17 protein-coding genes are annotated in these 19,941 nt (G+C 63.3%); 10 read left to right on the forward strand and 7 right to left on the reverse strand.

Annotation, left to right across the window (positions count from 1 at the left end):
* From RWT78_RS13180 to RWT78_RS13200, 5 genes are all read right to left on the reverse strand, one after another.
* Nucleotides 1–1,681: hypothetical protein (locus RWT78_RS13180; protein WP_314676079.1), on the reverse strand; the 1,681-nt coding region annotated here is incomplete at its 3' end.
* A 135-nt stretch (nt 1,682–1,816) separates the two neighbouring features.
* Complete coding sequence (locus RWT78_RS13185) at nt 1,817–2,869, reverse strand: AAA family ATPase (protein ID WP_042446695.1); 1,053 nt, start codon at nt 2,867–2,869, stop codon at nt 1,817–1,819.
* Between the two features lie 10 nt (nt 2,870–2,879).
* The gene (locus RWT78_RS13190; protein ID WP_003946093.1) at nt 2,880–3,917 is read right to left on the reverse strand and encodes an aliphatic amidase; all 1,038 of its coding nucleotides are present in this window, start codon (nt 3,915–3,917) and stop codon (nt 2,880–2,882) included.
* A gap of 26 nt (nt 3,918–3,943) precedes the next feature.
* Nucleotides 3,944–4,564, reverse strand: a complete 621-nt coding sequence (locus RWT78_RS13195; RefSeq protein WP_003946099.1) for an AmiS/UreI family transporter — start codon at nt 4,562–4,564, stop codon at nt 3,944–3,946.
* A gap of 108 nt (nt 4,565–4,672) precedes the next feature.
* Nucleotides 4,673–5,752: a substrate-binding domain-containing protein gene (locus tag RWT78_RS13200; RefSeq protein WP_314676084.1), complete on the reverse strand. Its 1,080-nt coding sequence runs from the start codon at nt 5,750–5,752 to the stop codon at nt 4,673–4,675.
* Nucleotides 5,753–5,859: 107 nt separating this feature from the next.
* On the opposite strand from RWT78_RS13200, the gene RWT78_RS13205 reads away from it, so the two are divergent.
* Entirely contained in the window at nt 5,860–6,285 is a 426-nt protein-coding gene (locus RWT78_RS13205; RefSeq protein WP_042446697.1) for a MarR family transcriptional regulator, read from the forward strand.
* Nucleotides 6,286–6,322: 37 nt separating this feature from the next.
* On the opposite strand, the gene acs is transcribed toward RWT78_RS13205, so the two are convergent.
* Complete coding sequence (gene acs, locus RWT78_RS13210) at nt 6,323–8,254, reverse strand: acetate--CoA ligase (protein WP_037132608.1); 1,932 nt, start codon at nt 8,252–8,254, stop codon at nt 6,323–6,325.
* Nucleotides 8,255–8,618: 364 nt separating this feature from the next.
* On the opposite strand from acs, the gene RWT78_RS13215 reads away from it, so the two are divergent.
* From RWT78_RS13215 to RWT78_RS13235, 5 genes are all read left to right on the forward strand, one after another.
* On the forward strand, nt 8,619–10,235 hold the full coding sequence (locus tag RWT78_RS13215) for an ABC transporter substrate-binding protein (protein WP_037132624.1): 1,617 nt from the start codon (nt 8,619–8,621) through the stop codon (nt 10,233–10,235).
* Nucleotides 10,236–10,360: 125 nt separating this feature from the next.
* Nucleotides 10,361–11,287, forward strand: a complete 927-nt coding sequence (locus tag RWT78_RS13220; RefSeq protein ID WP_003946101.1) for an ABC transporter permease — start codon at nt 10,361–10,363, stop codon at nt 11,285–11,287.
* Nucleotides 11,280–12,236 carry an ABC transporter permease gene (locus RWT78_RS13225; RefSeq protein ID WP_003946092.1) on the forward strand — a complete coding sequence of 319 codons (957 nt, stop codon included), beginning with the start codon at nt 11,280–11,282 and terminating at the stop codon, nt 12,234–12,236. Before RWT78_RS13220 ends, RWT78_RS13225 begins: the two co-directional genes overlap by 8 nt.
* A gap of 5 nt (nt 12,237–12,241) precedes the next feature.
* Nucleotides 12,242–13,966 carry an ABC transporter ATP-binding protein gene (locus RWT78_RS13230; RefSeq protein WP_003946108.1) on the forward strand — a complete coding sequence of 575 codons (1,725 nt, stop codon included), beginning with the start codon at nt 12,242–12,244 and terminating at the stop codon, nt 13,964–13,966.
* A 56-nt stretch (nt 13,967–14,022) separates the two neighbouring features.
* Entirely contained in the window at nt 14,023–14,772 is a 750-nt protein-coding gene (locus RWT78_RS13235; RefSeq protein ID WP_003946100.1) for a hypothetical protein, read from the forward strand.
* Between the two features lie 391 nt (nt 14,773–15,163).
* Here the strand turns inward: RWT78_RS13235 and RWT78_RS13240 are convergent, their stop codons facing one another.
* On the reverse strand, nt 15,164–15,982 hold the full coding sequence (locus RWT78_RS13240) for an HAD-IB family hydrolase (RefSeq protein ID WP_003946123.1): 819 nt from the start codon (nt 15,980–15,982) through the stop codon (nt 15,164–15,166).
* A gap of 312 nt (nt 15,983–16,294) precedes the next feature.
* Here RWT78_RS13240 and ssd point away from each other — a divergent pair, with 312 nt between their 5' ends.
* The 4 genes from ssd to RWT78_RS13260 are packed head-to-tail and all read left to right on the forward strand — an operon-like array spanning nt 16,295 to nt 19,933.
* Nucleotides 16,295–17,389, forward strand: coding sequence for a septum site-determining protein Ssd (gene ssd / locus RWT78_RS13245; RefSeq protein WP_003946126.1), 1,095 nt, complete (start codon nt 16,295–16,297; stop codon nt 17,387–17,389).
* Entirely contained in the window at nt 17,386–18,567 is a 1,182-nt protein-coding gene (locus RWT78_RS13250; RefSeq protein ID WP_314676090.1) for a TadA family conjugal transfer-associated ATPase, read from the forward strand. Before ssd ends, RWT78_RS13250 begins: the two co-directional genes overlap by 4 nt.
* Nucleotides 18,564–19,352: a type II secretion system F family protein gene (locus RWT78_RS13255; protein ID WP_269612056.1), complete on the forward strand. Its 789-nt coding sequence runs from the start codon at nt 18,564–18,566 to the stop codon at nt 19,350–19,352. Before RWT78_RS13250 ends, RWT78_RS13255 begins: the two co-directional genes overlap by 4 nt.
* The gene (locus RWT78_RS13260) at nt 19,349–19,933 is read left to right on the forward strand and encodes a type II secretion system F family protein (RefSeq protein WP_007732447.1); all 585 of its coding nucleotides are present in this window, start codon (nt 19,349–19,351) and stop codon (nt 19,931–19,933) included. Before RWT78_RS13255 ends, RWT78_RS13260 begins: the two co-directional genes overlap by 4 nt.
* Nucleotides 19,934–19,941 lie beyond the last annotated feature (8 nt).

Below are 19,941 nucleotides of genomic sequence, written 5' to 3' on the forward strand. Positions count from 1 at the left end.
GAAGCTGAGCAGGCAGGACATGCTCACCGGTCTTGTCGGTGCTCAAGGCCAGGGAGCTGATGTACTGTTTCTCGCCGTTCGGACCGGGCACGTTCGACGCGAGCATGTCGGGACGCTCGAATTCGATTCCGCTGACGCAGCACAGAAGCGTTTCACCGGAGGGGTTCCCGTACTCGTCGAACATCGGCAGATCGATGCCGTCGTCGGTGCGTCGTAGGTAGTACTTTCCCTTGGTGGCGACGGCCAGGACCGGCGGCATCACCAGCGCGATGACGATTGCGACGATCGGGGAGAACGGCTTGATCGCCGAACCGAAAGCGCCGAAGAACACCAGGATCGAAATGCCCGCGGCCAGCAGCATCGACACGAAGCCGACGGGGTTGACGTCGTAGAGCATCCCGCGTCGGAACTCGGGGACTTTCGGGGAGAGCTTCAACCAGTACTTGTTGATCGCGATGTCCGAGGCGACGACCACGACCCAGGCGATACCGCAGTTGGCGTAGAAGCCCAGGATCGTGTTGAGGAAGTCGAACATGTTGGCTTCCATCAAGATCAGTGCGATCGCCAGGTTGACCAGAACGAAGACCATGCGTCCGGGGTAGGTCTTGGTGACGCGGGTGTACGAGTTGGTCCAGGCCAGTGAGCCGGAGTACGCGTTGGTGACGTTGATCTTGATCTGGCTGATGACCACGAGGATCACGGCCAGCGTCATGGCCAGCCAGTGAGGCATCATGTCCTGGTAGATCTCGAGGAACTGGTGCACGGGCTGGTTGGCGATCGAGGATCCGTCGACGACGTTCGCGATGATGTACACGGCGAGGAACAGTCCGACGATCTGCTTGAACGCGCCGAAGATCACCCAGCCGGGGCCGGCGAGAATTACTGCAGCCCACCAACGGCGGGTGTTTTCCGGCGTCTTGGGCGGCATGAAGCGTAGGTAGTCGATCTGCTCGGCGATCTGTGCGATCAGCGACAAGCAGACACCCGCGGCCAGCATCACCGATCCGAAGTTGACGCCCTTGCCGTTTGCGCCGTCCTCACCGCCGAAGGCGAAGAACGCGCTCACCGAATCAGGGTGCTTGAACAGCAGATACAGGAACGGCAGCACCATCATGACGAGCCACAGAGGCGTCGTCCACACTTGGAGCTTTGCCAGAGCCTTCATTCCGTAGATGACCAGTGGAATGACCATCAGTGTCGAGACCGCGTAGCCGATCGAGAGTGGGATCCCGAGCCCCAGTTTCAAACCCTGGGCCATGATGGAACCTTCGAGCGCGAAGAAGATGAAGGTGAACGTCGCGAAGATGACGTTGGTGACCACCGAGCCGTAGTAGCCGAAACCGCTTCCGCGAGTGATCAAATCGAGGTCGATATTGTATCGCGCGGCATAGTAGGCGAGTGGGAAGCCGGTCGCCATGATGACGACGGCAAACACGGCGATGCCCAGAAGTGCGTTACCGGTGCCGTACGAGATGCCGATGTTGGCGCCGATCGAGAAGTCTGCGAGATACGCGATTCCGCCGAGCGCGGAGGTCGCGACGACGCCGGTTCCCCATTTGCGGTAGCTGCGTGGCGCAAATCGGAGGGTGTAGTCCTCCAGAGTCTCCTTCAGTGCGGCGTTCTCACCGAGATCTGCCCTGTCCGGTGCGCCGGCGGACACCTGCTCGTTCACTGCTGTCATGACGTCACTTCCCCTGGGTGCCTGTGCATGTGCACTTTGTGGTGCAGGCACCCAACCTAGGGAGGTGGCGTTACGCGGACATGTTTGAAATGTGTCGCCCACGTTGCGGATTCGATCCGCAACGTGAGCGAGCACTCATGGGACTTTCTTTACCTGTATCTGATCACCAACTGCCCGCGCCTGCAAGGCGAGTGGTTGCGTCCCGACCGGCCGAAGGTCGAGAACGGCGGCGGCCACCGGGTCGGCCAAGACGTTCCGGATGGTCCGGCGCAGGCCACGTGCTCCGTACACCGGGTCGAACCCGCGCCGTTGCAACAGGGCGACGGCGCTGTCCTCCACCTCGACGTCGATGCCTCTCCTGGCCAACCGAGTCGTGATCAGTTCGATCTCGAGACGGGTCACTTGTTCCGCGGTCTGTTCGTCGAACTCGTCGAGGATCACGGTTTCGTCGATGCGGTTGAAGAATTCGGGGTCGAAGAACTTCTCCAACGCGCGTTGCACCAGATGATGACCATGGCGCGGTCGATCGATCCGGACGCGATCGGCGAGCTGCCGCAGGTGAGATCGCCGACGTTCTGCCACCGCAGCAGAGCCGAGATTCGAGGTCAGGAACACGTAGCTGTTGCGGAACGAGATCTTCTGCTGACCGTTCGCCAACCGGAGTTCGCCGTTGTCGAGGACCTGCAGGAGCGCACGCAGCACGGTGGGGTCGGCCTTCTCCACTTCGTCGAACAGGACGATTCCGGGGGTGTACGGATCGCCCTCGACGGTGTTCTTGTCGAACAGCGTGAAGGACTCCTTGCTACCGGCATATCCAGGTGGAGCCCCGGAGAACGACGCCGCATAATGCTCTTGCGCAAGAGCATTCATGTCGATGCGGCACAGATCATCGGGTCCTGACCGTAGTTCTGCGGCCACGCGCCGCACCAATTCCGTCTTGCCGACGCCGGTCGGGCCAACGAGAAGGATGTTTGCGAGCGGACGCGTCGGATCCGTGGCACCGACATGCGCGATCGAAATCGCACGAACCACTGCGTCGACGGCGGCCTGTTGTCCGACGATCTTGGAACTCAGGGCTTTCGAGAGCTTGCGAGCGTCGAAGGCCCCGACCGGTACGGGTTCGGTTCGTTCCTCGGCCGGTGGTGCTGCACTGTTCCGGTCATGGAGCATGTCGGTGATATAAGGCACAGTGAGATCCTTACGCTTCGATTGTCTTCTCGACCGGCAGGTTTCCGACGCGACAATCCGCTACACCCACGGTGTCTCGGGTGATGGCCTCGACGCGTTCCTGAGCCTTCTGGGCGTCGGTGACCCACAGCTTGTAGAACTCGAACGGGCAGTCCGCGACGCCCTTGTCTCCGTCACCTGCTGCGTGGACACCGGAGTAGCCGCGATGGAGGAGTTTGAAGATGTGGTTCTGGGACTGATCGTTCTCGCGTGCGTCGCGAATGGCTGAGACGGAAAGCTGCGCGTACTGGATTCCGTATTCTTCTTCGCCGGTTTCACCCAGCGTCCGGCCGTCGAATCCGATGATCGCGGAGTGTCCGAAGTAGGAGTAGACGCCGTCGAATCCGGCCGCATTGGCAACTGCCACATAACAATTGTTGGCCCAGGCCATTGCCTTGGACATCATCACCTGCTGGTCCTTGGCGGGGTACATGTATCCCTGGCAACGGACGATCAGTTCTGCACCCTTCATCGCGCAGTCGCGCCAGATCTCCGGGTAGTTGCCGTCGTCGCAGATGATGAGCGAGATCTTCAGCCCCTTCGGGCCTTCGGTGACATACGTCGTGTCTCCCGGGTACCACCCTTCGATGGGGCACCAGGGCAGGATCTTTCGGTACCTCTGAACGATCTCGCCCTTGTTGTCGATGAGGATCAACGTGTTGTACGGGGGCTTGTTCGGGTGGTCTTCGTGCTGTTCGCCGGTGATGGAGAAGATTCCCCACGTGTCGGCTTCGCGGCACGCTGCGGAGAAGATCGCGGTCTCGTCGCCCGGGATGGTGGCTGCTGTCGCGTACATCTCCTCCTCGTTGTACATGATTCCCTGCGTGGAGTATTCGGGGAAGACCACCAGATCCATTCCGGGGAGGCCGGTCTTCATGCCGATCATCATGTCGGCGATCTTGCGCGCGTTCTCGAGGACACCGGCGCGATCGTGCAGGCGGGGCATCTTGTAGTTGACCACTGCTACGCCGACCGTGTCGTTGCTCGAGGAGATGTCACCGTGTCGCATTGTCTTTCACTCCTTGGTTGTGTCGATCAGTTGAAGACTGGACGGGATTGGGGTACTGCGGTTTTGGGTGCAGCGAGGATCTTGGCCAGGCCCAGGAGAACCAGAAGTGCTCCGGCCCAACCGGCTGCGACGGCGGGTGTGGTGTGGAAGTTGTCGGTCAGGATCAGAAATGCGGGGACCGTGCACGTGGGCTGGCTCAGGAGGACCGCTGCCCAGCCGGTGAAGCGACTGAGATTCTCGCGGCCGAGCCCGAGTACCAGGAAGAACAGCGTCCACAGCGCTGCCCATGCGAGCCAGATGACCCCGAAGACGGGGTCGTTGCTCACTGTGAAAGAGAGGAAGGAGTACACGAGCGCGGCGCACGCGACGAACAGCGAGAACCACCCGATTCCTTCCGGCTCGAAGCCGGCGAGATTGCTGATGCCCACGTAGAGATAGGTGAATCCGAACAGATAGAGCCCTGAGGCCGCCAGGACGGCACTCGAATCTCCCTGAGCCTGAATCAACATGACGGTGGGGACGACGCATTGAAGTGCGCCGACGAAGAGGTTGAGGACCGAGGCGGATCGAACGGGAACTGTGCCGAGCAGCATCAGTCCGTTGACGAAGAGGACGGCTCCCACGTAAAGCAAACCAACACTGCCCATCGGGCACCTCCGGTTACTTCGGGACGGGTTACTTTCAAATGAAATGATTCCAAATGAAACTAAGTGATGCGCGCCACAGAAGTCAAGAGGGAGATCTCAGGGAAAATCTCAGAGCGTTGCGATGATCGAGAAGTCGAGTCCGTCGGCGACGGCGAGCTGAATCTTCTGCCGTGCAACACGATCACGAAACTCGACGGTTCCGCGAGGCCCGTCGTACGCGGCACCCTCGACGACGGCGTCCAGGTCACGCGGATGTGTGCTGTCGGCGCGTCGAACCAGGGCCGAAAGGGTATGTATCCCTTCGTAACACGACTCGGCAGCGTTGTTCAGTGCCGGAGCGTGCGCGCCGTGCAGTGCGATGTAGCGCCCGAGCAGGTCCATGGAGTTACCGTCGACCATCGAGCGGAAGTACGCCGCCGAGGCAAACAGGTTCCGGGTTGCGCGGGGGCCGCTTGCGAGCAGCATGTTTTCTTCCATCAACGGGCTGAACCGGATCATCGACTCGTCGAGGCCTCGGCGGGCGAAGGCTCGGTTGAAGTCGACGGCGTCCTGCCCGACGAGGAGCATGATCACGCCGTCGCACCCGGAGTTCGAGACGGTCTCGACCAACTGCTTCATGTTTCCGCGCCCGAGGTCGACAAACGAACCGCCGACCAGGCTGAGATCGAGTTCGGTGGCGAATTGCCTCACGGCTCCGAGAGAGCTGTGCGGCCAGATGTAGTCGTCCCCGACGACAAACCACTTACGCGCTCCGACGTTGTCGCGCAGCCACTTCAGCGCCGGCGCGATCTGCTGACGTGGTGTCTCACCCGAGCAGTAGATGCCGGGCCTGACCTCGCCGCCCTCGTAGAGCGAGGTGTACGAGTACGGAATACGGCCTGCGACCACCGGTGCGAGTGCGTGGCGGACCGAGGAGATGTGCCAACCGCTGACGGCGTCGATGTCACCGGCGTCGAGTAGCTGTTGCACGCGGGCTGCGACGACGCCCGGCGAAGCGCCGCCGTCGATCACTTCGATCTGGACTTCGCGTCCCAGTACGCCGCCGGAGTTGTTGAGATCGCGGGCGGCCAATTCGCTGATCGCCTCACACGACGGACCGAACAGTCCGGCCGGTCCTTGGAGGGGAACCACCATGCCCAGGCGCCACACGGCGCTGCGCGCGCGTTCGAGCGCGCCGGTAGCGCTCATGCGTCGCCGCCGGAATCGGAAGTCAGCGGCCTGGCCTGGGTTACTATCATTTCATTTGAAAGTATTGCCCGAGAAGTGTGAAGTACGCAACAGCGGGGGAGCGATCAGTGGGAAAAAGTGACTCCGGAATTCTTGATGCTTCGCTGACGACCGCGCTGGTCCGAGCGGCTCGAATGGCAGCGGCAGCAGCGGAGAAAGCGCTGGCGGCTGAGAATCTCACTCTCGATCACTGGATGACGCTCGAAGCCTTGGCGTCGACCGAGGGGCTGACGATGGCTGAGCTGCGCGATCGAACGGGAACACCGGCTCCGACGCTGACGCGAGTTGCGGACAAGTTGGTCTCGCTTGCGCTGATCTATCGCGAGGTCGGTGAGGACGATCGCCGGAAGGTGCGCGTGTTTCTCTCCTCGCGCGGAAAATCTCTGCACAAGCGGGTTGCCGCAGACATTCGCGTAGCCGAGGAGTCCTGGCTGACGTCGAAAGAGGAAGTGAAGTTGCGAGAGGGGCTCCGCCCCTGTGTGCCTTTCCGGTAGTGGGGACTACCAAAAAGGCGCACAGGGGCCGAAGGCCCTACTTGCCGCGGATGGCGTCGAATACCTTGGGGTCGACCAGGGTCGAGGTGTCTCCGAGGTCGCGGCCTTCGGCGACGTCGCGCAGGAGGCGGCGCATGATCTTGCCGGATCGGGTCTTCGGCAGTTCCGGCACGATCGTGATCTGACGCGGTTTGGCGATGGGGCTGATGTCGGTGGAGACCTGAGCCTTGAGTTCGGCGATGAGGACGTCGCCGGTGTTCTCGACGCCTTCACGGAGGATGACGAACGCGACGATGCCCTGTCCGGTGGTCTCGTCGGCGGCACCGACGACGGCGGCTTCGGCGACTCCGTGATGGTTCACCAGTGCTGATTCCACTTCGGAGGTGGAGATGCGGTGACCGGAGACGTTCATGACGTCGTCGACGCGGCCGAGGACCCAGAGTGCGCCGTCGTCGTCGTACTTGGCGCCGTCACCGGCGAAGTACCAGCCTTCTTCGGCGTAGCGGGACCAGTAGGTGTCGCGGTAGCGGTCCATGTCGCCCCAGATGCCGCGGAGCATCGCCGGCCACGGCTCGTCGAGGACGAGGTAGCCGTTGCCGCCGGGGCCGAGGGGCTTGGCGTCGTCGTCGACGATCTTGGCGGAGATACCGGGCAGCGGTGCCATCGCGGATCCGGGCTTGGTGGCGGTGATACCGGGCAGCGGGGAAATCATGATCGCGCCGGTCTCGGTCTGCCACCAGGTGTCGACGATGGGGGCCTTGTTGCCGCCGATGACGTCGCGGAACCAGCGCCACGCTTCGGGGTTGATGGGCTCGCCCACAGATCCGAGCAAACGGATCGAAGACAAGTCGTGGGCGTCGGGGATTTCCCGGCCCCACTTCATGAACGTCCGCACGAGGGTGGGGGCGGTGTAGTAGATGGAGACGCCGTACTTCTCGATGATGTCGAAGTGGCGGTGCTCGTTCGGGGAGTTGGGGGTGCCTTCGTAGACGACCTGGGTGACACCGTTGGAGAGGGGCCCGTAGACGATGTAGGAGTGTCCGGTGACCCAGCCGATGTCGGCGGTGCACCAGTAGACGTCTTGTCCCGCTTTGTGATCGAAGACGTTGTGGTGGGTGTACGACGCCTGGGTGAGGTAGCCGCCGGAGGTGTGGATGATGCCCTTGGGCTTACCGGTGGTGCCGGAGGTGTAGAGGATGAACAGGGGATGTTCGGCGTCGAAGGCCTGCGCTTCGTGCTCGGGCGAGGCCGCCGCGACGGTCTCGTGCCACCACAGGTCGCGGCCGTCGGTCCACTCGACGTCGATGCCGGTCCGGTTGACCACCAACACGTTCTGGACGGAGTCGGCGCCGGCGACGGATTCGTCGACCGCTGTTTTGATGGGTGCTGCGGCGCCGCGTCGCCACTGGCCGTCGACGGTGACGACGAGCTTGGCTTGGGCGTCGTCGATGCGCGAGCGTAGGGCGGTGGCGGAGAATCCGGCGAAGACGACCGAGTGGGTCAGGCCGAGGCGGGCGCAGGCGAGCATGGTGACGATCGCTTCGGGGATCATCGGCATGTAGATCGCTACGCGGTCACCGGCGACGAGGCCGAGGTCGGTGAAAGTGTTTGCGGCGCGGCTGACTTCGGCGAGGAGGTCGTTGTAGGTCAGATCCCGGGAATCGCCTGGTTCGCCTTCGAAGTGAATGGCGACGCGGTCGCCGTTGCCGGCGAGGACGTGGCGGTCGACGCAGTTGTAGGCGACGTTGAGTTTGCCGCCGACGAACCACTTGGCGACGGGGGCGTCGGTCCAGTCGAGGACGTCGGTCCATTTCTCGTGCCAGTGAAGGCGCTCAGCCTGATTCGCCCAGAAAGCGAGGCGGTCGGTATCTGCGGCAGCCTGCAACTCCGGTCCCGCGTTGGCGGCCGCAGCGAACTCTGCGCTCGGCGGATATGCCTGGGGGACGTCTGTTTCGGCTGCGCTTGTCATGGCTGACGGCCTTCTTTCCACTTTGATCGACACTTTTCTGACTCCGTGTGAGGGTAGTCACAAGCTCGCGTAAACGCACCGTTGCATCACGTTGCAACCCGTTGTCCTGCGACGATCGGTCGAATTGATGCGACGGGTGGTCGCTTCCGCCGACGAGTGAATGGGCGCGGACAGATTTCCCTCGGAATTGCGGACAATGGGTGCGATGCGCGCCCCGCGTCGGATGTGTCTATTGTCAAACCATTATTCGACCACAACTCGAAGTCACGTTCACTTTCAGTTGTAGGCGACACGACGCCGGCAGTTACGGCTGTCGGCAGGCCGCGAGCATGCTCGGGGTCACTTAGATGTGGAAGGAATTCCTTTGCGTATCTCACGCATAGCGACCGGCGCGGTCGCGCTCGGAATGACGGCAGTGCTGATCACGGCATGTTCGTCCGGCGATTCGTCGGGCGGATCGTCCAGCGGTGTCGTCAACGCCTGGGCGGGCGAGCCCCAGAACCCGTTGATTCCCACGAACACGAGTGAGAACCAGGGCGGCCGCGTCCTCGACTCCCTGTTCGCCGGTCTCGTTTCGTACACCGCCGACGGTGGCACGGAGAACGAGGTTGCCGAGTCCATCGAGAGCACCGACGGTCAGAACTTCACCGTCAAGCTCAAGGACGGTTGGACCTTCACGGACGGCACCCCCGTCACCGCGAAGTCGTTCGTCGACGCGTGGAACTTCGGAGCCCTCTCCACCAACGCCCAGATCCAGGCATCGTTCTTCGATCCGATCAAGGGCTACGACGAAGTTGCCGCCGAGGTTCCGACGGCTCAGACGATGTCGGGTCTGAAGGTTGTGGACGACTCCACCTTCACCATCGAACTCAAGCAGCCCGAGTCGGCGTTCCCCGATCGCCTCGGTTTCACGGCGTACTACCCGCTGCCCGAGGTCGCGTTCAAGGACATGACCGCATTCGGCGAGAACCCGGTCGGCAACGGCCCGTACAAGCTCGACGGCGCCGGCGCGTGGCAGCACAACGTCCGCATCGACACGGTCGTGAACCCGGACTACAACGGCAACCGCAAGCCGAAGAACGCCGGCGTCGACTTCATCATGTACAACAGCCTCGACACGGCGTACACGGATCTCCTCGCCAACAACGTCGACGTTCTCGACCAGGTCCCGCCGAGCGCGGTCACGACCTTCGAGTCGGATCTTGCCGGTCGCACGGTCAACCAGCCGTCGGCAACCATCGAGACGTTCACGATCCCGGGGCGCCTGGCGCACTTCAGTGGTGAAGAGGGCATGCTCCGCCGTCAGGCGATCTCGATGGCGATCAACCGCGATCAGATCACGCAGCAGATCTTCAACAAGACCAGGACGCCTGCACTCGACTTCACCAGCCCCGCAATCGAGGGTTGGAACGACTCGCTGACCGGTAACGGCAACCTGAAGTTCGACCCCGAGGCAGCCAAGGCCGCTTGGGCCAAGGCCGACGCCATCGCTCCGTGGTCCGGCAGCTTCGAGATCGGATACAACTCCGACGGCGGACACCAGGAATGGGTCGACGCCACGGCGAACAGCATCCGCAACACGCTCGGCATCGACGCAAAGGGCAAGCAGTACGCCACCTTTGCGCAGATCCGCACCGAAGCCACCGACCGCACCATCCAGAGCGCGTTCCGCTCCGGCTGGCAGGGTGACTACCCGCAGCAGTACGGCTTCCTGGCGCAGAACTACCAGACCGGCGGCAGCTCCAACGACGGTGAGTACTCCAACCCCGAGTTCGACCGCCTCCTGCGCGAATCGGCCGGCCAGACGGACAAGGCGAAGGCTCAGGAACTGCTCGATCAGGCTCAGGAAGTGCTGCTCAAGGACCTGCCTGCAATTCCGACGTGGTACCGCAACGCAGCCAGTGGATGGTCGGAGAACGTTTCCAACGTGACCATCAGCTGGAACGGCATTCCGGTCTACGAAGACATCGAAAAGAACTGACGCGTAGAACGATCCGCATCTGAAACGTGAGTTCGGGGCGGCAGGCGCCCTGCCTGCCGTCCCGAACTCGTGTTCACACCGGACTGTCCGCTGACGTACACGATCATCGACAAGGAGGTGATCCGATGCTCTGGTACATCGGTCGCCGAGTGCTTCAAATGATCCCGGTTTTTCTCGGGGCCACTCTTCTGATCTACGCCATGGTCTTCCTGCTTCCCGGTGATCCGATTGCCGCGTTGGCGGGCGACAAGGCGCTCAGTCCGGCTGTGGCAGCACAGCTTCGGGAGCGCTACCACCTCGATCTCCCCTTCTATCAGCAGTACCTGCTGTACCTGAAGGGCATCTTCACGCTGGACTTCGGCACGTCGTTCTCCGGACGACCTGTCAGTGAAGTTCTGGCACAGGCATTTCCGATCACGATGAAACTTGCCTTCATGGCACTGATCGTCGAGACCGTCTTCGGTGTCGGCTTCGGCCTCATCGCCGGCCTGCGTAAGGGCGGATTCTTCGACAGCACCGTCCTGCTGTTCAGCCTCGTTCTCATCGCCATCCCGATCTTCGTGATCGGCTTCCTGGCTCAGTTCTTCATCGGCGTCAAATGGGGCATCGTCCCGCCGACGGTCGGTGGCAACACCAGCTTCAAGAATCTCCTGCTCCCCGCCCTGGTTCTGGGTTCGGTCTCGTTCGCCTACGTCCTGCGACTGACCCGAACATCCGTGGCGGAGAACCTGAGTGCCGACTACGTACGCACTGCCACCGCCAAGGGACTTTCCCGTGGACGAGTGGTTCGCGTGCACGTGTTGCGCAACTCGCTGATCCCCGTGGTCACGTTCCTGGGCGCCGACCTCGCAACGTTGATGGGCGGCGCCATCGTCACCGAGGGCATCTTCAACATCAACGGCGTCGGCGGCACGATCTACCAGGCCGTGACCAGAGGTGAAGCGCCGACGGTGGTTTCGTTCGTCACCATTCTCATCGTGATCTACCTGATCGCAAATCTGCTCGTCGACCTCTTGTACGCCGCGCTCGATCCGAGGATCCGCTATGTCTGAGACCGTGAAGACCGGACGCGCCGTCCGGCAAAGTCATTTCGTGGCACCGCCCGAAGTTGCGGCACCGGGGGAGACGGACGCCGTCAAACTCGATCAGGCGCCGACGAGCATGTGGACCGACGCGTGGCGCGATCTGCGCAAGCGCCCCCTGTTCATCATCTCGACGATCATCATCCTCGCGGTCATCGTCATCGCAGCGTTTCCGGGCTTGTTCACGAGTACCGATCCGCGGTTCTGCGACCTCACCTACAGCATGCAGGGACCGACCTCCGGCCACTGGTTCGGTTTCGACCGCCAGGGCTGTGACGTGTACTCGCGCACCATCTACGGTGCTCGCGCATCCGTACTCGTGGGCGTCGGCGTCACGGCGTCGGTGCTGGTGATCGGAGTGATCTTCGGTGCACTGTCCGGGTTCTACGGCGGCTGGACCGATTCGATTCTCTCCCGCGTCGCCGACATCTTCTTCGGTATCCCGCTGATCCTCGCTGCCATCGTTCTGATGCAGCTGTTCACCGATCGCACCATCTGGACCGTCGTCGGCGTCCTGGCACTCTTCGGTTGGCCGCAGATGGCACGAATTGCTCGAGGCGCGGTGATCTCGGCGAAGAACAACGACTACGTCATGGCTTCGGAAGCGTTGGGTGTCTCGAAGCTCAAGACACTGATCCGCCACGTCATCCCGAACTCGTTGGCGCCCATCATCGTGGTGGCCACCATCTCGCTCGGCACGTACATCGTCGCCGAGGCGACGCTGTCCTTCCTCGGTATCGGACTTCCGTCCACCGAGGTTTCGTGGGGCGGCGACATCAGCAACGCTCAGGTGACGCTGCGTCAGGGATCGACCATTCTGTTCTACCCGGCAACGGCTTTGGCGATCACCGTCCTCGGATTCATCATGATGGGTGACGCTCTGCGCGACGCCCTCGATCCCAAGTCGCGGAAGCGGTGAGCACGATGACCACCAAGGAAACTCTCACCTCGGAGGAAACTCCGTTGCTCGAGATTCGTGATCTCGAGGTGTCGTTCCAGTCCAATTCCGGTCCGGTTCCGGCAGTTCGAGGCGTCAGCCTGACCGTGTATCCGGGTCAGACGGTCGCCATCGTGGGCGAATCGGGCTCCGGTAAATCCACCACCGCGCACTCGATCATCAATCTGCTTCCCGGCACCGGCAAGGTGACGGCAGGCGAGATCATCTTCGACGGCAAGGACATCTCGAAACTTTCGGAGAAGGACTTCGTCCACATCCGGGGCAGCCAGATCGGTTTGGTTCCGCAGGACCCGATGTCGAATCTGAATCCCGTGTGGAAAGTGGGCTTCCAGATCGAGGAAGCTCTGGCCGCCAACGGAATTGCCAAGGGCAAGGCAGCCAAGGTTAGGGCCGCCGAACTGCTCGAGGAGGCCGGCCTCGCCGAAGCCGAGAGCCGGTTGGGACAGTACCCGCACGAGTTCTCGGGCGGTATGCGTCAGCGCGCACTCATCGCGATCGGGTTGTCCGCTCGTCCGAAACTCCTGATCGCGGACGAGCCGACGTCGGCGCTCGACGTCACCGTCCAGCGTCAGATCCTCGACCACCTCGACGGTCTGACTACGGAACTCGGCACCGCCGTTCTTCTCATCACTCACGATCTGGGCCTGGCCGCCGAGCGCGCCGAGCATCTGATCGTGATGAGCAAGGGTCGTATCGTCGAATCCGGTCCGGCACTGGAGATTCTGAAGCGTCCACAGCATCCGTACACGCAGAAGCTGGTCGCTGCTGCGCCGTCGTTGGCGTCGAAGCGACTCAGCTCGTCGGTGGTGCGCGCCGAGATTCGAGAACAGGCGGAAGAGGTCGCCGAAGCAGTCAAGGCCGAGGAAACTGCGGCAGAGTCCTTCGGCAAGGCGACCGACGACGTTCTTGTCGTCGATCATCTGACCAAGGTGTTCAAGCTGCGCAAGGGTTTCCGCAAGACCACCGACTTCACAGCCGTGAACGACGTGTCCTTCAAGGTCCGCCGCGGAACCACGACGGCGATCGTCGGTGAATCGGGTTCCGGTAAGTCGACGGTCGCACAGATGGTCCTCGGTCTGCTCGAGCCCACTGCAGGCAACGTGGTCTTCGACGGTCAGGACGTGTCGAAGCTCGGTGCGAAGGAAACATTTGCGTTCCGTCGACGAGTGCAGCCGATCTTCCAGAACCCCTACGGCACACTCGACCCGATGTACTCGATCTACCGCACGATCGAGGAGCCGCTGCGTACCCACAAGGTCGGGACCAAAGCCGAGCGTGAGGCTCGCGTCCGCGAACTTCTCGACAAGGTGGGTCTACCGCAGTCGGTCATGCGTCGGTTCCCGAACGAACTCTCCGGTGGACAACGTCAGCGCGTCGCCATCGCGCGAGCACTGGCCTTGCAACCGGAGGTCGTGATCTGCGACGAGGCGGTCTCCGCTCTCGACGTGCTCGTGCAGGATCAGATCTTGACCCTGCTCAACGACCTGCAGGCAGAGTTCGGGTTGACGTACCTCTTCATCACGCACGACCTGGCCGTGGTTCGTCAGATCGCGGACAACGTGTTGGTGATGTCGCGTGGCTCGATCGTCGAATCGGCACCGATCGACGACGTGTTCGGTAATCCGCAACAGGACTACACCCGCAAGTTGCTCGACGCGATTCCCGGTGGGTCCATCAAGCTGGGAAGCTGACGCAACAGGTAGGTAGGCAAGTCCGCAGAGGGGCTGCAAGGGTACCGTCGTTGATCGTGACGGACCCCTTGCAGCCCCTCGTCGATCTTCCAGGCGTACGCGCCGCCGCCGATCATGCGCGCGACGCTCTGGGTGAGGTTCATCGGCACAAGACCAACCGTCGCGGTTGGCCCACCACTGCCGCCGAAGCCGCGGTTCGCGCTGCGCGAGCCTCCGCATCGCTCGCCGGAGGCACCACCGAATTGCCGACCGAGGGCATGGCCGGTGACCCGATTCTCGCGGGTGCTCTGCGCGTGGCTCAGGCTCTCGACGGCGACAGCCTTCCGCTCATGGAGTCGACGTGGAAGCGCGCCCCACTTCAGGCTCTGGCCCGGCTGCACCTGTTGGCCGCGGCGGATCTCGTCGAGGACGCAGATCAACTGGGGCGGCCACGGTCGGATCGCGGAGTGGGGGAGCGGTTGGACGCTCTCGCCCAACTCGTTACAGGCGGAACCAGTGCACCGGCACCTGTTCTGGCGGCCGTCGTTCACGGAGAACTCTTGGCGCTGAGCCCGTTCGGCACCGCTGACGGCATCGTCGCCCGCGCGGCCTCGCGTCTGGTTGCGGTCTCGTCGGGGCTGGATCCGCACAATCTCGGGGTCCCCGAGGTCAGTTGGCTTCGGCGGCCACAGGCGTACACGGACGGCGCGGCAGGGTTTGCTTCGGGAAATCCGGCCGGAGTCGGCAGTTGGGTGATTCTGTGCTGCGGTGCTCTCGAAGCCGGTGCGCGAGAGGCGACTTCGATTGCCGACGCCGCCACCGGATAGCCCGGCAAATTGGGCCTGTCGGAACATAACGAACGGGCGGCGCTGCCGATAAATCGACTTCGCCGCCCGTCAGCACGGACTACTCGTTACCAAGCGTGCTCGGTGGGTTGTGTGGGTGGCCTCGGCGAGGGATCGCACTTTCTGAGGTCGTCCCCGCAACCGGTGCGGGGTCCTCGCTCAAATTGAACGAATCTCGCAGGCCCACAACGCTTCTGCCCTTATAGTGGCTTGTGCTCCGCGTGGGTGCCCTAGTGCCCGTGCTAGGAATTTCGGTTGGGGAAACGGTCCTTCTCTTCCGAGCCGTTCCTGGCCTTCCGTTCTTCCGTAACTCCTTTGTACCCTGTGTCCGGGCTCACAGCAAGTACCAATTTTTGTTTGTGGGCCTTGGATTTCAGCGTTTCCGGCGCAGTAGCCCGAAGGTCATGGCGCCGGCCACCAGAGCTGCGATTCCCACCGCAGCGGTAGTAGCCACCGTGGTCGTGGACTGGGCTGACAATCTGGCACGAAGTGAGACCGGATTCGAGAAAGTCAGTATGGGCCAACCGTTTACGGCCGCTTCCTTGCGCAACGCTCGATCGGGGTTGACTGCGGTCGGATGTCCGACAGCCTCGAGCATGGGTAAATCCGTCACCGAGTCGGAGTAGGCGTAACTGGCGGCGAGGTCGTAACCGTACTCCGCGGCGAGTTTTTCCATGGCTTCGACCTTGCCGGGGCCGTAGCAGTAGAAGTCCACCTCGCCGGTGTAGTGGCCGTCTTCCTCCCTCATCGACGTCGCGACGGAATGGGTGGCGCCGAGGGCGCGGGCGATCGGTGCGACGATCTCTTCACCCGAAGCAGACACGACGATGACGTCGTGTCCACGCAGCTTGTGATCTGCGATCAGATCGGCCGCCTCGGCGAAGACGAGTGGATCGACGATGTCGTGCAGAGTCTCCGCGACGACGGCCTTCACCTGTTCCACGTCCCAGCCCGCACACATCGCCGTCAGATGCTCGCGCATGCGCTCCATCTGATCGTGATCGGCGCCGGACAGTAGAAACAGGAATTGCGCATAGCTGCTCTTGAGAACCGAGCGTCGATTGATCAGACCCTGTGCGAAGAATGGCTTGCTGAACGCCAGGGTGCTCGACTTCGCGATGATCGTTTTGTCCAAATCGAAGAAAGCGGCTGTCCGCCCGGTATTCAGTCCGTTCGCAGGCTTGTCGGTCACAGGATTGAGGATAGTCCGACAGGCGGTTCGTGTGCTCTTCGGCAAGCGTCCTCTTTCGGCGAAAAACAGCAGTTCAGTGCAGCTCAGGCTTGCATTTCTCGCCGATGGCGGGTGTAAGATCGTTGCTGTTCGATTCGTTCGAACTAGTTCAGCCCGACCCCCCGGGGCTGAACTCAGACGGCCCCCGCCTCCTCCCCCCATTGGCGGGGGTCGTCCTCTGTCTCAGGCCTGTTTCTCCCCAACCTCCCAGTTGTCCACAGGGTTGTTCGGCCCACTGTTTTCGGTGCCGGTGCTCGTTCAGGCTCTGCAGTCATGAACACGACGATCAGCTCTCAGGAAACCGGGGCTCCCATTCTGGTTCTCGTCGACGACGCGAAAATCCTCGCGAGCGTGCGACGCGTCGCTGCCGCGGTGGACCGCCGGCTGGACGAGGCCGAACATCCCGTGTCCCGGCAACAGTGGAACCGGGCCTCGGCGGTGGTACTGGACGCGTCGGCGGCGCGAGATGCTCTGGCTCGTTCCCCCAAGCGAACGCGAGTGTTCCTCGTATGCGACGGCACACCGACCGTCGACGATTGGAAGAGCGCCACCGCGATCGGAGCCGACAGCGTTCTGTCCTTGCCCGAGGAAGAGAACGCGCTGGTCGCAGTTCTGGCCGATCACGTAGACGTCAGTGGTGACGGCACCGTCGTGAGCGTGGTGGGTGGTTGTGGCGGCGGCGGAGCCTCGGCAACTGCTGCGGCAGTCGCGTTGACGTCGGCGGCACGTCACGTCCCGACGCTGTTGGTGGACGTCGACGCACTCGGTTCCGGCGCCGACGTGCTGTTGGGTATCGAGACTGCTCCCGGATTACGTTGGGGTGCACTGACCGTCGAGGGCGGGCGGTTGTCCCCGGATGCGCTGCGCGATGCACTGCCGGCGAAGGGAAAGTTTCTGAGGGTTCTGGCGAGCAGTCGCCGGGAGATCGACGGTCCGACAGTGACCGCCGTTCGCGCCGTGCTGGACGCAGGTCGCAGTTCCGGCGGACTCGTGGTCTGCGACGTGCCACGTCATCCCAGCGAGGTAGGTCAGGCCGTGTTGGAGATGTCGGATTCGGTGCTCGTGGTGGTTCCGGCCACCGTGGCCGCATGCGTCGCGGCCGAGAAGGTCGGAGCCTGGGTGGTGCGACACAACTCCAACGTCGGTCTCGTCGTGCGTGGGCCGGCACCGGGAGGCCTACGCGGCGCCGATGTGGCAGACATGCTCGGCCTGCCCCTGACGGCCGTGATGCGCGGCCACCGATCGCTGGCGCCGATGCTCGAGCGTGGTGGCCTCGAATTGACCCGCGGTTGTCCGTTGAGTGTGGCGGCAACAGCGGTACTCGACGCCGTCGAATCCGGCGCACGCCCGCGCAGGGCTGCGGCATGAGTGCGTTGGTCACGGCCGAACTGCTCGACCGAGTTCGCGAGCGATTGACGGCGTCGTCGGTCGCCGAGCCGACGGCGGCCACCGTTGCCGATGCCGTGCGAGCCGAGTCCTCCGGCGTTCTGGCGGACACGGATCTGTTGGAGGTCGTCAGGGTGCTCCAGACGGAACTGACAGGCGCGGGGCCGCTCGAACCTCTACTGCACGAACCCGGGGTCGCCGACGTACTGGTGACCGCGCCGGATCAGGTCTGGGTGGACCGCGGGGTCGGCCTCGAAAGGTCGGGGGTCCGGTTCACCGACGAGGCAGCCGTGCGTCGACTGGCGCAGCGGTTGGCACTGTCGGCAGGTCGACGCCTCGACGACGCCCAACCGTGGGTCGACGGCCGCCTGCGGGGCGTCGGCGACGGGCACTTCGGGGTACGACTTCATGCCGTACTCGCACCCGTGGCCCAGGGTGGAACCTGCGTGTCACTGCGAGTGTTGCGGCCCGCGACCCAGGGTCTCGACGCGCTGTCCGCCCACGGCGCCGTGGAACCGGACGCGCGGGAGCTCCTCAATCGCATCATTTCTTGTCGCTTGGCTTTTCTGGTGATCGGCGGGACCGGTGCGGGAAAGACCACGTTGTTGTCCGCCATGCTCGGCGCGGTCGACCCGCGCGAGCGAATCGTCTGTGTCGAGGACGCGGCCGAACTGGCGCCGCCGCATCCGCACGTCGTCCGCCTCGTCGCCAGAGCTCCCAACGTCGAGGGCGTCGGAGAGGTGACGGTGCGCGATCTGGTTCGGCAGGCACTACGAATGCGTCCCGATCGCATCGTCGTCGGTGAGGTCCGCGGCGCAGAGGTGACTGATCTGCTCACGGCGATGAACACCGGCCACGACGGCGGCGCCGGCACCGTTCACGCCAATTCGCCCGAAGAGGTGCCGGCCAGACTCGAGGCGTTGGCGGCGCTCGGCGGGATGGATCGCCACGCGTTGCACAGTCAACTTGCCGCGGCAGTTCAAGTGATCCTGCACGTGCACAGATTGGCTGACGGATCGAGGCGTCTCGAACAGATCGGTGTCATCGACCGCGGTGCGGACGGGTATGTACGAATCATGCAGGCGTGGCCGGACGGCGGTTCGGGTCGTGAGCGGCTCGACCGGATGTTCCGGCTTCGCAATCGAGAGGTCGGGACGTGACGGTTTCCCTCTTGGCCTTCGCGTTGGCGGTCTCGATTGCGCCGGTGCGGGATTCACGTGCTCGGCTCGCTACGTACACCCCGAGCGTCCGCAAGCCCTCCCGGCAGATTCCGTGGCAGTTCGTCGCCGCATTTCTCGCGATTTCGGCCGCGTGGATCCTCGGAGGTCTTCCGGCAGGGTGTGCGGCTGTCGTCCTCGCCGGGACCCTGATCCTCCGTGGCCGACGCGCGAAGGCAGCCGAAACCCGGGATCTCTCACAGAAGATGCTGCTCTCCGGTCTGGAGGTGCTGATCGCCGAGCTGAGCGTCGGCGCGCATCCTGCAGCGGCCAGTTCTGTTGCAGGCGAGGAATGTACCGGAGAAGTGAGTGCCGTATTCCGTTCCGCTGGGGCCAGGGCGCGTCTCGGTGGTTCTGCCGCAGCGGCCTTCGCGGTACCGCATTCGTGCATCGAGCGTGAGTTCTCCCGCATCGGATCCGTCTGGCGGGTCGCCGACCAACACGGGCTGGCACTGGCGGAACTACTCGGCGCCGTCCGGACGGACATGTTGGGACGTAGACGCTTTCGTCAGCGTACCGAGGCCGGGTTGGCGGGCGCTCGGGCGACCGCTGCGGTGTTGGCCTTTCTCCCGCTGTTGGGGATCGGTCTCGGGCAATTGATGGGTGCTTCGCCGCTGCGCGTGCTGTTCGGAGGTGGGCTCGGCGGCGTGCTCCTGGTGATCGGAACCGCTTGTGTCTCAGCTGGTCTGCTCTGGACCGACCGGATAACTGCGAAGGTCACGTCGTGAGTTGGGCATCCGTGGCGATGATGGCGTTGGCGTTCGCGATCATTCCCGCTCGTCGCGGTGCTTCGGCCAGGGCGGCAGAAATTCTCTTCGCGGACACAACAACAGAAGATTCGGTTCCAGTCCCGGACAAGCCGGATCCACTCGCAGTTGCCGCAAGTCTCGACCTTCTCGGGGCCTGCCTACGAGCGGGGCTTCCCGTCTCCGCCGCGATCACAGCGATGGCGTCGACGGCACCGAAACCGATGGCCGACTCGCTTCGTCGCGTCGCCGACCTTCTGGCGCTCGGTGCCGATCCCGACGCCGCGTGGAGCGAAGCCGCTCTCGATCCCGATACCGAGGCGCTCGCCAGAATGGCTCGGCGTTCCGCCCGTTCGGGTTCGTCGCTGTCCTCATCCATGGCCGAACTCGCCGAGCGCAGTCGAGGTGACGCCGAGGATCTTGCTGCTGCCGCAGCCGAACGCGCGGGAGTGCTGATCAGCGGTCCACTCGGGCTGTGTTTCCTGCCGGCGTTCATCGCCTTGGGCATCGTCCCGGTGGTGATCGGGCTTGCCACGACTGTGCTCGGTAACGGCCTGCTGTGAGCCGGATC

The sequence above is a fragment of the uncultured Rhodococcus sp. genome (assembly GCF_963525155.1).
Lineage (GTDB): Bacteria > Actinomycetota > Actinomycetes > Mycobacteriales > Mycobacteriaceae > Rhodococcus_F > Rhodococcus_F qingshengii.

What these genes read in the sequence shown, in the direction of transcription:
- RWT78_RS13190 (WP_003946093.1), bottom strand. Translation starts at nt 3,917, where the DNA reads ATGCGACACGGTGACATCTCCTCGAGCAACGACACGGTCGGCGTAGCA.
- RWT78_RS13200 (WP_314676084.1), bottom strand. Translation starts at nt 5,752, where the DNA reads ATGAGCGCTACCGGCGCGCTCGAACGCGCGCGCAGCGCCGTGTGGCGC.
- ssd (WP_003946126.1), top strand. Translation starts at nt 16,295, where the DNA reads ATGAACACGACGATCAGCTCTCAGGAAACCGGGGCTCCCATTCTGGTT.
- RWT78_RS13220 (WP_003946101.1), top strand. Translation starts at nt 10,361, where the DNA reads ATGCTCTGGTACATCGGTCGCCGAGTGCTTCAAATGATCCCGGTTTTT.
- RWT78_RS13195 (WP_003946099.1), bottom strand. Translation starts at nt 4,564, where the DNA reads ATGGGCAGTGTTGGTTTGCTTTACGTGGGAGCCGTCCTCTTCGTCAAC.
- acs (WP_037132608.1), bottom strand. Translation starts at nt 8,254, where the DNA reads ATGACAAGCGCAGCCGAAACAGACGTCCCCCAGGCATATCCGCCGAGC.
- RWT78_RS13225 (WP_003946092.1), top strand. Translation starts at nt 11,280, where the DNA reads ATGTCTGAGACCGTGAAGACCGGACGCGCCGTCCGGCAAAGTCATTTC.
- RWT78_RS13230 (WP_003946108.1), top strand. Translation starts at nt 12,242, where the DNA reads ATGACCACCAAGGAAACTCTCACCTCGGAGGAAACTCCGTTGCTCGAG.
- RWT78_RS13250 (WP_314676090.1), top strand. Translation starts at nt 17,386, where the DNA reads ATGAGTGCGTTGGTCACGGCCGAACTGCTCGACCGAGTTCGCGAGCGA.